This is a genomic window from Marinoscillum luteum, assembly GCF_044005705.1.
GTDB classification, from domain to species: domain Bacteria; phylum Bacteroidota; class Bacteroidia; order Cytophagales; family Cyclobacteriaceae; genus Marinoscillum; species Marinoscillum luteum.
The window spans coordinates 219,030-234,152 of the sequence record NZ_JBIPKE010000018.1 but is presented as its reverse complement, the minus strand read 5'-3'; the positions used below and the strand labels follow the sequence as shown (position 1 = coordinate 234,152).

The following is a 15,123-nucleotide window of genomic DNA, read 5'->3' as shown; positions in this document are numbered from 1 at the left end:
TTGGTTGAGAGTAATATTAGTAAATCATAACAATCTGAGTCTGTTCATCAAATTGTTTTTATAAGCTCCCCCAAGGGGTAGTGATTTTTCGCCTACTTCTACCACCATATCAACATCATCCACCCCGTCCACTTTTTCGATATTCACGATATGTGATCTGTGAATCCTCACAAACACTGCCGGGTTCAATTTCTCCTCTAACTGGTTCATAGATGAGCGAATCTGAAAACTGCGCTTTTCTGAGACGATCTCACAGTACCGGTCCTGGCTTACCTCTATCCATCGAATATCAGCCCAGGCAACCTTCACCAACTTGCTGCCAGATTTAATAAAAAAGCTTTCGTTCAGAACAAGGTCTTCAGACCAGCCCGAAAATTTGCCAGCACTCCCCTCCTGATCTTTCTTACCCAACTTAAATACTGCCAGTTCAATAGCCGCCTGCAAAGAGGGCTTTTCTATGGGCTTGATCAGGTATGCATATGGATCGGTCTGCAGCGCCCTGGAAATGGTCTCTTTGTCTACAAATGACGTGGCAAAAATGATAGGAGTAGGCCGTATGTTATTGATTTTAGAAGCAATGGACACACCATCGTCACTATCTTTCAGATCAATATCCAGGATCACCAGGTCCGGCAGAGTGGCATTGAACATGCGCATCACCTCTGCTTCATTATTGAAAATACCAATCAGATCATATCCTAGCTCTTCCAGTATCATCTCCATTTTGCTGGCGTGAACCAGGTTATCCTCAGCTACTAGTATCCTCAATTTTGCCATAAATCTACTTTAACCCTTATTTGCCACCTAAGGAGTATTAGGTATCCCGAATTTAAGCCAATTCACCCAAAACAGACAACTGCGATAAGCGCTAGCTGCTGAAGGCATAAAAAAAGCCAGCTCCCTGGGAGCTGGCTAGTGACCAATCTAATGATCAGTCCGCCTTAGTATGGTCTTTAATTCTAGTGCTTAACTATTCTATGGTGACTGACCAATTGACCAGAAGCATCCAGCACCCGAATCAAATAGACTCCCGAGCTAAGTGCCCCAATTTGAATAGTCCTGTTGGTTTCGCTCTCCATCTGTAGCACACCCATCAGATTATATATTTTGACCAGCTGACCAGCTGCTCCTTCCACCATGACCCGCTCAGAGGCCGGGTTGGGGTAGACTTGCACCTCATTCCTCACGGGTGCCACCAGTGTGAATGCCTTGGTTAATACAAAGTTTCCTGAAGCCGACCCTTCATAGTTGGTCTCATCAATGGTGACCTCCACCACATAGGTACCGTCTTCAGAAGGCACCTCACTGCTACCGTCAAAAGTAATGTCATAAGACAGATCAGCAGGATCGGTGGTTACTGTAGGCATCTTGGATTCTCCATCTGCCACCTGCTCCATGTTGCTCAGGCTCACAACAGCCACTGCCTTGCCAATGGTGAGCGTACCCTCTGAGTAACTAAAAGTATAATTCTGAGCAGCTCCACCGGAAACGGTGATCGCATAAGTCCCCGCATCACTTGTCTCAGTGGCAGTGGTGGAGGCAGCTGGAACCGCTTCCAAATCTGCCTCCGAATCACTACCAATGAAACCCTGAATACTGGCGGTGAACTCAGGATTCTCTTCCCCGAAAATTCGGGTTTTGTCATCTGCTGTTACTGTCAGATCCGCTTTGCCGGCCTCAAAACTCATACTCACTGACGGTGCAGGGTTGAAGGACTCATCTCCATCCTGTGTGGCCAGTACGGTCACTTCCCCTACTCCGGTAACGGTCAGTTCCGAACCTGAAATACTGGCAGGACCTGAAGTCACAGCGTACACCACACTGAGGGCTGAACTTGCCGTTGCCCCAAGCGTAAATACATCTCCATATTTCTTTTCAGCGATAGCTTCGAAAGTGATCGTCTGCATCGCTTTAGATGGATCTGTCACATTAAAACTCACACTTGTAATTGCCGCTGCATGATAGTTCTGATTACCTGCCTGACTGGCTGTGATCACAACGGTACCCGTACTGCCGCTGAGCGTGATGGTCGTGCCCGAGAGGCTGGCCGGTCCGGTAAGTTCATAGGTGAGTGGTAGATCGGAACTTGCAATCCCAATGATCTCAAAAGGAGCATCAGTGACTAATTTATCCGCAATCCCTTCCAGCGCTATCGCCTGATCTGCTTTTTCTATGGTCAGAGTAGCAGACACATACGCGAAAGTATAATTAACCGCTTCTCCACCAGACGCGATGATCTCATAGGTGCCGGCATCACTCTCTACCGAAGCGTTACTGCTGATGGTAGGTACGGACGTCAGCACCCCCTCTTCTTCACCATTCACAAAGCCTCCTATCTCATAAGTAAACTCCGGAAGATCATCTCCATAGGTGATTATCTCCCCTTGCGCAGTAACCGTGAGGATGGCCGGAGCAACGGTAAACGACTGAGCGAGAGTGGCAGGATTGAAGGTCTCATTCCCGGCCTGACTGGCTGTGACCGTCACTTCACCCACTCCGGTGATCGTGAGTGTTGAGCCGTCAAGAATCGCAGGTCCCTCCACATCAAATGTGAGATCCAATCCTGAATCAGAAGTAGCTTCCAGTGTAATAGGAGTGGCCCCGTAAGTCTGATCCAAAATCTCAGTAAACGAAATAGTTTGTGTGGTTTTACTCGCATCGGTCACTGTAAAGCTTACGATCTCCGTTGCCGCAGCATGATAGTTGATATTGCCCAACTGGCTTACTGCCACTTCCACCTCCCCGGTGACGCCTGTCAGAGTGATGATGTTACCCTCGACAGTGGCAGGGCCGGTCACTTCATAGCTTAGTTCCAGACCGGAAGTGGCGCTGGCCACCACCTCAAATGGTTCCGCTGTTACGTCCTTGTCTTCTATCGCTTCTATACTGATGACCTGATCAGCTTTGACCACTGTGAGAGCGCCTATCTCATAACTGAAGGAATAATTTGTCGCTTCTCCGCCAGAGCCGGTAATCTCGTAGCTCCCTACATCACTTGAAGCGGTAGCGTCGCTGGAGAAGACTGGGGCTGTGGCGATCACGGTGGCATCTTCTTCATTGACAAAGCCCGAATACTCAAATGTAAAACCCGGATTTTCCTCTCCATATACTTTCTGCTGATCGTCAGGTGTCACGGTCAGCGTGGCCTTTTCTACTGACATACTTCCGTTTGCCAGGGTAATGGTGTAATTGTTTGCCAATCCACCTGACAGGGTAATGGGATAGCTACCCACCTCACTCTGTTCATCCGCAATCACCTCGGCTGATGGCTCTGTTATGACAGACTCCGTCTCTCCATTGACAAAGCCGGCATAGCTAATCGTCAATGCCGGATTCACTTCACCATAAATCCTGCTCTTAGATTCGGCCGTGGCAGTAAGTGGGGCCTTGTCTATTTCAAAAGTCATCTTGAGGGAAGCTGCATTGTACTCCTCATCCCCTGCCTGTCGGGCAACAATACTCGCCGTGCCTACCCCACTAATGGTGATGAGTTCGTCCTCAATAGCTATTGGGCCTTCTGTCGTAAAGGTCAGCTCCAACCCCGAACTGGTGGAAGCCGAAAAGGAAAAAGGTGCTGCTCCATATACCTTATCAGAAATAGACGCTATGGTGATCTCCTGCTTCATTCTGGTGGTATCCAGCACATCAAAGAGGATGGACTGTGTTTCAGCCGCCAGGTAATTGTTGTCTCCCTCCTGATCGGCATAGATCACCACAGTACCAGGTGCGCCGCTCAGGGTCACTGTATTGCCTGACAAGGTAGCCGGACCATCTATACTGAATGCTATCTCCAGCCCAGAAGTAGCTGTAGCAGTCACCTGGAATGGCTCATCTATGATCTTCTTCTCCCGGATTTCCTCCATGGAAATCTCCTGACCGGCCTGGTTAATGGTCAGTTGTCCGTTTACCAGGGTAACCGCATAATTGATCCCTGCCCCGTTTGATAGTTCAATGGGATAAGTACCGGCATCTGATTCCAGGGTGGCAGTTGTGGTAATAGTCGGTAACTCTTCCAGATCGTCGGTATCATCCCCATTTTCAAAACCCGAGTAAGTGATGGTCAACTCTGGATTCTCCTCGCCGTAGGTTTTAGATTGATCATCGGCAGTCACCGTTAGCTCCTTTTGAGATACTGTGAGGAGACCATCCTCAAGAGTCAGCACATAATTATCCGCAGATCCATCTGTCAAGATAATATCGTAAGTGCCCACTCCGCTCAGTTCCGTGGCGCTAGTGGTGGCTGTTGGCTCCACGATATCCGTAGGGCCATCTGCATTCATAAATCCGGAATAGGTGATGGTAAATTGTGGATTTTCCGCTCCATAAACCTTGGTCTTCTCATCTGCAGAAGCGGTCAGTGGCGCCTTCTCAACGGTCAACTCACCATCAACATAAACGAAATCATAGTTGTCATCATTGCCATCTTCCTCCACCGATAAACTGTATACGCCAGCATCTCCTGGCGTTTCCGAAACAAAAACTCCAGACGGCTCTTCATTGATCACATCTGCTGTTTCATCCAGCACAAAGCCACTATAAGTGAATGTGTAGGCTGGTTCTGCTCCGCCATAGGTCATAACTTTATCTTCAGCGGTGACTGTAAGCGTCGCCTTGTTTACCGTAAGTGTTCCTGGTTCGTATTCGAAAGTGTAGTTATTATCTTCAGCACCCGACAGAGATATTTCGTATTCTCCAACCTCGCTCTCTAAGGTGGCATCAGTATTACCAGTAGGGGGAGTATCAATCACAGATGCATCATCTTCGTGGACAAATCCCGAATAGAGAGGTGTAAATTCTGGCAGTTCGGCACCATAGACCTTGCTTTTGGGTGCTGGACTTGCTGTGAGCAAAGCCTTATTGATGGTGAGAGGCTGGATGATCTCGGCTGCCTCATAGTAGTCATTCCCGTCAAAATAAGCCCTTACGTCGGCCTGGCCCGCTCCTTCTATCGACACTGAAGACCCATCTATTCCTATCTTGTCTATGTCTTCGGTATCATAAAGTACCTGCAGCCCTTCGTCGATGGCAGCATTCAGTTCAAAACTTTCGTCACCATAGGTCACACTTTCCAATTCCGAAAAAACAAGCTCTGGATCAAGCTTGGTAAAAGTCCATCCCGGATTATTTCCCAAATCTAAAGTGGCCACTCCAATGAAATCAGCATCACCCTTGGCTTCAATACCATAAAGCTCACCCCATTTCAGTTCAATGGTCTCAGCATCGGAGTAAATACTGGAAGGTACCGGATGCTCATCCCCTCTCGACAAGGTAATAGGATCTTCCTGAGAGCCACCTTCTGCAATGAGTGTATCAAAAGATAAATGACTTTTATACAGTACAGTCAGGTCTGCGCCCCCATCCAGGATGAGTTCGTTGATATGAAAATAGGTACCAACCTCTACCTCTCCGCTCAAAGTAACCTGCCCGACACTACCCCAGGCGCTACCTCCAAAAGTACCACCAGAGGGCATCGAAATGGAACAATCTGTACCAAGGACGGCTTCATCCGAAACCACATAGAAAGACTCACCAATCTCAAAGCTCGCGCCAGAAAGATCCACGGTGGAAGTCATATTATCCAGGTGTAAATCCCCTATGGTAAAGTCATCAGCTCCAAAGTCTATCCCTCCTCCGTATACCTCAAGGGACTCCAGGTTCAGACCTTCGGGAATGCTCAGGACATTATCGTCAACGCTTTCAGCATATACGGTGAGCGGCTTATTGAAGGTGGCACCATTCACATCAAAAGTGTGCGCATCATAGAGGTAGATTTCTTGTATCTCAAATTGAGCTTTATCACTCAGCACAGCAGATTCGAAAATCTTTAGCTTCAGGACGTCTGAAGATGAATAGGACATAAACCTGACAGGAGAATCCATGCCACTCATATCCAGATTGGCCACCTCATGCCCATTTGGATGAACTATTACCCCCAATAGGCCTTCACTATCAAAGGACTCTGCATCAAAATATACATTGTCATAACGGCCTGGAGCCCTTGTATGGAGCTCCGACCCACCCGATGTAGTAGCCCAACTGGCAGGGTTACCCCACTGAGCTCCATTGGTTGGTGCCACCCAGTAAAAATCCAGGGGTTCTATGCTATTGATGGTCCAGCCGGTATTATTACCTGCATCCTCACTTGCATTGGCGGTGAAAGTTGCACCTCCAGTGGCCTCAGAATCGGACAAGATCAGACCATTGGCACTGACACTTCCGTAAGACGCCATGGAGAAAGTATACTGGGTTCCCGGGATGCTGCTCTTGATCACACTGGGGTTTGTAGTCACACTGTACATCGAAAGGTTTTGAAGAATGTCGATGGTGGAGCCTGCCAAAAAGGTAATTTCACTTCCAGAAGTAATACTCAGCGTCCTTGCTGTAACATCCGACTCCACGTTTACCTCACCATTGAACTTGAGGGTATAGACACCATGATTCCTCCGATCAGAATATCTGTTAGTAACCTCGATCAGAGCATTCCCTTCGGTGAGCGTACCCGATGAATACCAGGACAACAGGAAGTTCTCGGCTATAATATTCGCCTTACCCAAATCAACTGTGGTATTATTATAAGTATAATATTCTTTGAGGACTATGTCCGTCCATTCGGCTCCATCATTGAACACAATTCCTCCCCGCTGATGGTCTATATTCACGTCTGGAGCATTCAGGTCCCCGACGATCTCCACCGTACCAGCTTCTTTGTATATGTACCATTCATGCTCCCCAAACTGAGCCCCATCTGCCGTGAGTGTCTGATTAGAGTCCGATTCAAAATACATCTTGAGATCGATGAGGGCCTTTGGGTCAAAATCCAGTGACCTCACAGGATGCAGATGCCCTTTTTGCCCTTCACCTTTTAGGGTCATGGTATTGGATAATGAAACCATGGACAGGTCACTGATTTTCACTATCGAAGAAAGAGTGACCACACTATTATCCTCACTGAATGAGTTGGTATCAAAAATGACATTGTCGTAACGAGAAGGTAAGCGCATCAGAAAATCTTCACCTCCCGAAGATGCCGCCCAGTGATGTTCATAATCATCCCAATCACCTGAACCTCCTACCCAATAAAAATCTGTGGGAACGAATGCTCCATCGAAAATCCAACCAGCATTGCCACCCAAATCAAGAGAGTTGGTGGCTGTAAAATCCGCTCCGCCGGTGGCATTGATGTTCTTCACGATCACGCTCTCGGCTGACACGGAGCCAGAAGCCTTCACCATATTAATGCCTGCTTCTCCAAAAATAGAAATCGGCTGCAATGATCCGTCGGCCATGAATTCATTGACGGTAATGTCACGGGAGGCATAGTTATCAAAAAGAACACTGGATCCCGGCTTGAACTCTAAAGTATCAAAAAACATATCGTCCACGTTCACCACCCTCACATCTCCGTTAAATATTAAGTGATTGATCGCCGGATCATCATAGTTCAGATAACCATCCAGTGTCCCTCCTAATCCCGTATTGTATATTTCCACAGATGACTGATCATTATCAATGAGTTTTGATCCGTCATATACTTTCAAGTAGCTCGCTTTTACCGCTGAATTGGAGATATCCAAATAGCCAGACTCAGAATTAAGTTGTAACCGCTCTGTTTCGAGAGAAAATCCGTCAAGGGTCATCAAGCCTTGATCGTCCGTTCTTCCCCAAGAAAAATCTTTCAAGACAAGATCTGACAACAAACCATAGGTACCAATCCCCTCTATGAAAACTTCATAAGAATCCTGCAAGTCACCATTTGCATGGATGGTCTGATCACCAGCACCCAAAAAGTGAAGATCGGTGAGGTTAGTCTCAAACAATGGATCCGACTGGAAGGATCCATTGATATATAGTGCTCCGTGCTGGCTTAAGGATGAAAACTCATGGGTGGTATAGAGCTGTAGATGGCCCGTCAGATCGCTGATCATTAAACTCCCCATGTACAGCTCCGCAGAGTCCGTATAGACTACGGTCTCTCCCGCAGTAGACTGCTCGTCAAAATAGACATTGTCATAGAGGCCAGGAGCGGAGGTATGAAAAGTGGTACCCCCTGATGAGGTGGCCCAGTGGTTTTCATAGTCCTCCCACGCTCCGGATCCACCCACCCAGTAGTAGTCATCAAACTCTGGAGCAATAATATTCCACCCGGAATTATTCCCTCCATCGATGGAGTTGGTGGCTTCATAGGTTTGTTCGCCCGTAATCTTTATGTCCGTAAGCTGCGCCCAATCGGCCGAGACTTCCGCTCCATCAGACATGATCAGTGATACCTGTGAGCCAGGGTAATAACTTCTTAGTTTAACAGGATTCTCCGGGGTGCCATTCAGAGCCAAATTTCCGGTAATCGTCAAAGCATCACCTGCAGAAAAGAGGAAAGTCAAATTACTCCCTGCTCCGAGAGTCAAATTTTCAAAGACAGCAGAACGCAAACCTTGAGGAATCACCTCTGAACTTATAATAAAAGTATGATACACAGGACCAATATCTCCGTCATCAAACCGCAAATTTCCCAAATTGGAACCAGTGGTTATCACGCTGGTGCCCGCTACAAACTCAAAGCCTGAAGTGGCACGGAAGTCATAAGCCCAATAAATATTAATGCTTGCATCGGCCAGATCCAGCTTATCACCTTCACCTCCTTTCTCATATAGGCTATTGAGTGTCAAAGTAAGCCCATCATCCAGGTATAGACGGCCGGATTCGTGTTGTAACCTACCTGTAGTCATATCAGAAATAATGATATAGGCCCCCTCTCCTGCGAAGAAAATATCCTCCTTCATGTTGGCTCCATTGAAACCGACAGTAACAGAGTCGCTCGCTGAAGTCAGGATATAGACATCCTCGAAACTAACATGGCTATTCAGGGATATATTTCCATAGATATTCAGAAAATCCTGAGAATAATGAGTATTGTCAAACACAATGTCCAGTGCAGTGGCACTGGTGGTGATATCCCTTACATTATAGGGGTCATCTATGGTCACGGTAAAGTCTTCCGTTCCTGAGTTATCGTCAAAGATGACGTTGATGGTCTCATCCGGGAGGCTATTGACTGCTTCTCCCCCGCTGGTAGCTGACCAGTGGGCACCGTCATTCCAGTTGCCTGCTCCACCAATCCAATAGTAGGTTTCTACTACCAGCAGTTCGGTGGCGGCAACTTCCCGCCCCAGTAATAGGGTGACAATTAGAATAAAATAGAAATGTACTTTCATGATGTTAGCGGTTTGGTGTGATTCAAAACTGACCCGACCTCAGGCCGGATAGTAACACCCAAATGTATCATGAGGGTCACCCCCCATGCCCGACATATTACCCCGAAGAATCGGACAAAAGCACGCCAGGGGAATGAAATCAGCCTTTGAGAAGATCTGAAGGGCGCTTACCGAAGCGCTGTGTAAACTGAGAGGAGAAATATTCCGTCTTGTCAAAGCCTACCAAATTGGCAGCCTCAGCAACGGTGTGCACACGCTTTGCCATCAGCATTGCCCTGGACTTTTGAAGTCGCACTTCCTTGATCAGCTGCTGAGGGCTCAGACCGGAAATGGCTTTGATTTTGCGCTGGAGCTGTCGCTCACTCATGGCCAGCTCAGAGGCCAGATAACTCACAGAGAGTAACCCACTTTTCAGCTCGGCTGAAACGATGCCTTGGAGACGGTTCATAAACTCCTGATCCACCGAAAGTGGCTGATTGACACTTTCCTTATCCTTCCTGGCCATTCTATTTTGCAGTATGTTTTTCACCCTGGCCAGCAGTTCCCACTTATTGAATGGTTTGGTCAGATAATCATCTACGCCCGCAGTAAGGGCCTGGAGTTTATCCTCCTCCGAAGATCGGGCCGTAAGCATCACTATAGAGAGGCCACCGAGTTCAGGCGTTTCTTTAATCTTATTCATCAGCTCAAAGCCATCCAGTCTGGGCATCATCCAATCTGAAACAAGGATATCAAATCTTCCCGACTCCAAATGATCCCAGGCTTCCTGACCATCGCTGGCATTGGTCACGCCGAAATAGGGCTGAAAAATGCCATGAATAAAGGAGCGCATTTCGTCGTTATCCTCGGCTATGAGCACAGCAGGCATGTCCACCTGAAAGTACTCTGAATATACGCGCGTACTTTGGACTAGGCCCTGGAGAATTTCCTTTTTATAAGTCTCATCCTCGGAAACCTCCTCCGCTAGCCTGTATTCAGACAGCTCGGCCGGAAAATCAAAAATGAACTCAGTGCCCTGGCCTTGCACACTACTGACAGATAATTGCCCTCCAAATAAATGCGCCAACTCCCTGGAAAGCGCCAGGCCAATCCCCGTGCCTCCCCGTGCCTTATCATCTTTCTCTGCCTGATAAAAACGATCAAAAATGAAAGGAAGATCATCCGGGTGGATACCACTTCCTGTATCAGAAACAGAGATATGCATAGTGCCGTCCTGGCTTTGGTATCTCACCAATAGATGGATTTTACCGCCTGCGGATGTGAACTTTGATGCATTAGAAAGGAGGTTGTTGATGATCTTGCTGAATTTTTTCTCATCGATCATCAGTGTGAGGCCTTCCGGTATATCGAGCGTGATTTCACCCGCTATTTTCTTCTGAGCAAACCCGAAAGCATATGGAGCAAAAAGCTGATCAATAAGTTCACGTATCAGAACGGGGTTTTTAATCAACCTCAGCTTCCCCGCTTCCAGCTTTGCCAGATCCAGAATTTCTTCAACCAGCACCAGCAAATTCCCTCCATTGGACCGGGCTGTCTCCAGCGCCTTCAACATTTTAGGGTCCACAGGACCAAAGTCACCATCCAGCATGGCCTCCAGCGGGGCATTGATTAAAGTCAAAGGAGTCCTCAGCTCGTGCGAGATATTGGCAAAGAATTTTGACTTTACTTGATCGAGCTCCCGGAGCTTAACTGCTTGTTTTTCAATCACCCTTTTGTCAGATTCTGCCTTATCCCGCTCTGCTTTGAGCTCAGTAGTTCGCTCCTCCACGATATGCTCCAATGCGATTTTTTGCTTCTGGATTCTCCTGACCCGATAAACAAATACACTCCCCAGCAAGATCATTACCCCAAGGAAAAACAAGAGCCTGAACCACCACGTCTGCCACCACGGAGGTAAAATCTCTAAGAACATTGATGATGCGCCCCCTGGAAAGCCGTCATTATTAGTAGCACGTACCTGCAGATGGTACTTCCCTGGCGAGAGCTTCGGAAGATTCAAATTGCGCCTGCTTCCCAGATCTCTCCAGTCTTCCTTTTCGGAGAGGCGATACGCATAGCTCACTTTACTCGCATGAAGAAAAGCAGGAGCGACAAACGAAAATGATAAATCATTCTCATCATAAGAGAGACTGACTGGACCCTGTGAGGCAAGCCTGAGACGTTCGGGATCGCTCACCTCATTGATCATAAAATCCTCAAAAAAGACCTTGAGTCTGATCGGGTTCAGGATTACTTCATCCGGATTAAATGCATTGATCCCATTCACACCACCAAAGTAAAACACACCGCTCCTGCCCTGATGGGATACCTGATTGAACACCCTACTCTGCAGGCCATCCTCTATGGTAAACTCATGAAACTGGCCTGTTTCTATATCAAATCTCCCCATGCCATTCTTAGAGGTCAGCCAGATATATTTTCCATTCTCCTCAGCAATCAGGGCGGTGATTTCATTGGTCAATGTACCCTCAGACACCAGAGACTCATACGACTCGTCACGCGTATTGAATTTAATGAGCCCTTCATTCTGAGTACCTAACCACAAAACACTGTCAGAAGTCGCTACTATAGAGGTGATGGTTGGTTCAAAGAAGTCCTTTGTGTGATAGAAAAATTGTTTGATCTCGTCTGTCTCTGTATTCATCCGAAAAAGACCACTGCGAACTGATGAGACCCAAAGTTCAGACTGATTTCTGCTCAGTAGCGCCTTGATGGACCTGGAATCCTGATACAAACTGGTGCTCCCATTTGAAAAAAAAGATTTCGTCTCGCCGGATTTTAGATTGAGCTGATGCAAACCCGCGCTTAGAGTTCCAATCCAGAGAATTTCCCCTTCCAACGCCAACGTCGTTGGATGCTTTTGATCTACCCCATCTCCATATTTATAAGTTTTCCTTGGGCTCAGCAATGAATCCATTACCGTCACAGCATCACCAGACACTACCAGAGCTTCACACTCTCTATACAACAAGCGCACCATGGGCTCAAGCGACCATTCCTCCAGAAACCCCACAGATTGATCCCTCCCGTCAAATGCAAAAAAGCCCTGTGTAGAAACCACCAGAAGGATGTCTGAAGTCAACTCCAACACATCTTTTACAACATGTTTGCTTTCATTTGGCTGTACCCCGAGGTAATGTCTCATCTTTTGGGCTAACGGATTCCAGTAGTTGAGCCCGCCCTGTCCATCCGTGCCTACCCATATGCCTCCATCCCGATCCTGAAACAATGTCCAGATCATCTCACTAGAAAGGCTCCCGGGTGTACCCTCATTCAGATGGGCCACAAATTGCCCCAGTTTCTTATCAAAAAGACTGATCCCACCTCTGTAAGTACTTACCCAAATGAGGCCATCCTGATCCTCCAAAATCCCCCATACAAACTGGTTAGACAAGCCTTCAGGCCCATTCTCTGAATAAAAGTCAAACTGCTGGGTTTCCACCTGAAAGTAAGCCAGCCCTCCATCTGTACCAAACCAAAAATCTCCTACCGTATCCTGGTAAATCTTTCGGATAATTTGGCGTTTCACATCTTCCCCGGGAATAAAAAACTCCTCAAACTCCTCTCCCTCCGATCTGTATATTTTTATTCCTCCACCATCGGTACCAACCCAAATAGCCCCATCATTATCTTCAAATACAGTATTAATTCTATTGTAAGAATGGATTCTTCTCCGATTTGCGTCATCAAACTCACGCTGCTCCGGGTATCTGAAAAAATCTCCCGACACAGGCTGATAGCGGTTTAGCCCGTTTTGAGTCCCCACCCACACCCGATTCCTGGAATCTACAAAAACGCACCTCACGTAGTTATCACTCAGGCTGTTTTCATCAAGAGAGTCATAGAAGAAATGCTGAACCTCACCTGATTCGGGGTTCAAGAGATTCAAGCCATAATCACTACCCACCCACACCATACCGGAGGCATCGATTCCAAGCCCGAAAAGGGAATTATGGGACAAGCCTGAAGAATCACCAGGCACACTGAAATAGTGTTTAAACTGTAACCCATCAAACCGATTAAGGCCATGCTCAGTGGCGAGCCACAAATAGCCAGCGGAATCCTGCGCTATATTGCGAATAATGGAGTTAGAGAGGCCGTCTTCGACATTCCATTTCTGAAATGTTATCACTTCAGACTGTCCGAATACTACCGACCATGAGCATATGGCCAGAATACAAAAAAGGCTTTTGAATTTCAATCGATCAAGTAAACTAAGGCACCACAAGAAAACCAAAAAAAGCACAATTACATAGAATGAGGAAATTTAAAACTCAAGGCATCAAATTTGCTCCGAAATAACTTTTTTCTAAAGAGACTTTCGACAGAAAGGAGATTTACCCGGTTCAACTACCGATACAAAGCACCTGTTCGATAAATATTAGTTGCTTCATCATTGACAATAAAACCTTTAAATTTGGATGGAATCATGAAGACAATCCATTAAAGCTGGAGTGATCTTTATGAACAAATCCTATCGCCAAAAGAATGACCAGCACTATAGAAATAGAAGAATTGATCAAAGCAATGATCTCCAAAGAAACAGGTACCAGACTGTCCGACATTAGCAGTCAATCAACCTTTCATCAGTTGGGATTGGACTCTGTCAATTCACTGTTTTTACTTGGCGATTTGGAGGAGACTTTAAACCTGGATATAGATCCTTTAAGCCTCTACGACAACCCGACCATCGCGTCATTTTCTGCCTATATCAATGAGCTACAAAATGACCGCACCTGACATCTGGCAACCTTCTCATGCGGATTTTATTGCCGACCCTTACTCTCGGTATACGAAACTATTGGATCGATCACCGGTCTTTCAGGCAATTACGGGTGATTATGTTGTTTTGAGCTATGAGGATGTCAAACAGGTGCTGCTGGACAAGACCTGTCGGTCCGGAGCCCGGGCAGAATGGACCGAAAAAATGAGGGAATATGGTGCTACCCGCGGAATGGATTACAGCAAAAGTGCAGCTGGAATGGCCGGTATGCTCATTCAGATGAATCCCCCGGTACACACTGCTCTGAGAGCTGCCTTGAGCAAACACTGGCCGGATAAGGAAAGCCTTAGTGCCATGGCTTCTGTCATCTGTGCCGACATAGTGGGTTCCCTCCCAACCAGATCATTTGACCTTGTGCCAGAAGTCTCTAAAAAACTCCCACTTTTCATGATCTGTGATCTGATGGGTATCCCAAGAGAAGATGGAAAGAATCTCATAGATGATGGTTTTCAAATGGTCCAGCTATTGGACCCGTACCTTTCGATCAAAGACCTGAAAAAAATTGAAAACGCTGCCAGTCACTTGCATCGATATTTTCATCAATTCCTTGAGAAAGTAGACCCTCAGGCAGATGCTCTTTCGGGTGCCATCAAAACATTGTATCCAGATCGCGAGGACGCCATAGGTCCGATGATCTTTTTATTCATCGCTGGTTTCGAAACCACCTCCGCGCTGATCAGCTATTGCTTAAAGCAACTCATCGAAGAAAAATCGCTGGCCTCACAACTTCGAGCCGATCATGACCTGATAGAACGTTTCGTTCTGGAGATGCTCAGGCTCTATACACCCGTCCAGCTCACAGGACGGACCAACACACAGGCCATGGTGCTTTCTGGAGTAGAAATTCCCGAAAACAGCACGCTCACATTGTGCATAGGGTCTGCCAATCGTGATCCTGCACACTTTCCAAATCCGAATCAACTGGATCTAAATCGCAATAAATATGATCATTTGGCCTTTGGATACGGAATACACCACTGCCTGGGTAGGCAAATGGCACAGATTGAAGCAATAGAACTCATTAAAAGTATGCTACCTTTTGTAGACCAACTCTCTATTGCCGTGCCTCCTCCTGCCAAAACAAAACTAACTATCCAGAGCGTTACCTCCCTGATGGTATCGAGATCTTAA

Annotated in this window: 5 protein-coding genes; 2 read left to right on the top strand and 3 right to left on the bottom strand. The window is 46.9% G+C overall.

What is annotated here, in order from left to right; translation table 11 throughout:
* Positions 1-24: 24 nt before the first annotated feature.
* From ACHKAR_RS14595 to ACHKAR_RS14585, 3 genes are all read right to left on the bottom strand, one after another.
* Positions 25-777, bottom strand: coding sequence for a LytR/AlgR family response regulator transcription factor (locus ACHKAR_RS14595; protein WP_159582419.1), 753 nt, complete (start codon positions 775-777; stop codon positions 25-27).
* Between the two features lie 182 nt (positions 778-959).
* A complete protein-coding gene (locus ACHKAR_RS14590) occupies positions 960-9,209 on the bottom strand; it encodes an MBG domain-containing protein (RefSeq protein WP_395418088.1) in 8,250 nt (2,749 codons plus the stop codon).
* A 139-nt stretch (positions 9,210-9,348) separates the two neighbouring features.
* Positions 9,349-13,410, bottom strand: a complete 4,062-nt coding sequence (locus tag ACHKAR_RS14585; protein WP_395418087.1) for a hybrid sensor histidine kinase/response regulator transcription factor — start codon at positions 13,408-13,410, stop codon at positions 9,349-9,351.
* Between the two features lie 287 nt (positions 13,411-13,697).
* Here ACHKAR_RS14585 and ACHKAR_RS14580 point away from each other — a divergent pair, with 287 nt between their 5' ends.
* The gene (locus ACHKAR_RS14580; protein ID WP_395418085.1) at positions 13,698-13,949 is read left to right on the top strand and encodes an acyl carrier protein; all 252 of its coding nucleotides are present in this window, start codon (positions 13,698-13,700) and stop codon (positions 13,947-13,949) included.
* Positions 13,936-15,123 carry a cytochrome P450 gene (locus ACHKAR_RS14575; RefSeq protein ID WP_395418084.1) on the top strand — a complete coding sequence of 396 codons (1,188 nt, stop codon included), beginning with the start codon at positions 13,936-13,938 and terminating at the stop codon, positions 15,121-15,123. The genes ACHKAR_RS14580 and ACHKAR_RS14575 overlap by 14 nt, the downstream gene beginning before the upstream one ends.